Source organism: Arsenicibacter rosenii (assembly GCF_001870735.1).
Classification (GTDB): Bacteria; Bacteroidota; Bacteroidia; order Cytophagales; family Spirosomataceae; genus Arsenicibacter; species Arsenicibacter rosenii.
In genome coordinates this window covers 1-818 of the sequence record NZ_MORL01000199.1, presented here as the reverse complement: position 1 = coordinate 818, position 818 = coordinate 1, and the positions used below count along the sequence as shown (strand labels likewise).

Annotated in this window: 1 pseudogene; it reads left to right on the top strand. The window is 51.2% G+C overall.

Features of this window, described 5'->3' with window-relative positions:
• Positions 1 to 216: 216 nt before the first annotated feature.
• A pseudogene (locus tag BLX24_RS30795) lies at positions 217 to 818 on the top strand (capsule assembly Wzi family protein); the annotation flags it as partial.

Genomic DNA, 818 nt, shown 5'->3' with positions numbered 1-818 from the left:
AACAACCATGCCGCAGCCCAATAATCCGAGCGCGATTCGATTTAGTGAAGGTAACGTTGCTGTCATTTGAGTTCTGGAGCGATTAAACCACAAAGCTAGCGGCGCAATATTACCTCAGCATTAGATAAAGTGTCTGTATATTAATGAATTGTAAAGTTATTGGCCAATCGGGAAACCCTGTTGCACAGCGATATAGCCTGATATAGTTTTAGGGTCATGTATCAGCTTTATTTGATTAGTCTCCTGCTGTGCGGCCTTTTACCCGTGAATGGATTGCTGGCTCAGTCTGTCGACCGGTGGGATGCCAATGCATTTGTCCGGTTGGCAGGCATTACCGGTCAGTCTCTTCCTTTCTGGCTGCGGGCCAATCAGTCAGGGGCCGTTCCGGGGCAGGCTCCGGCCGGGTGGTTACAGGCAGGGGTGAAAAAGGCATACGCGGAAAAGGATTCATCCCGGCGGTGGCGGGTTGACTGGACCGTTGCCGTTCAGGGGAGCGGTGTATCCGTAAAAGCTGATAACGGCAGGTTGAGTCACTGGTTGCCGCTGCTAACGGCTTTTGCCGGTCTGCGGCTAGGGCGTGTCGAGTTGTGGGTCGGTCGCCGGCCACAGGTGGTTGGGTTAGTCGATACAGTGCTGTCTTCCGGCTCATATGCCGTTTCGATGAATGCATTACCGGTTCCGCAGGTTCAGCTCTGTTTACCCGACTATGTACCTGTTTACTGGTTAAACGATATGCTCGGCATCAAAGCAAGTTATGCGCACGGCTGGTTTAACGTACCTTATATTCATGGATCGAAATTACACGCCAAATCTGTTTA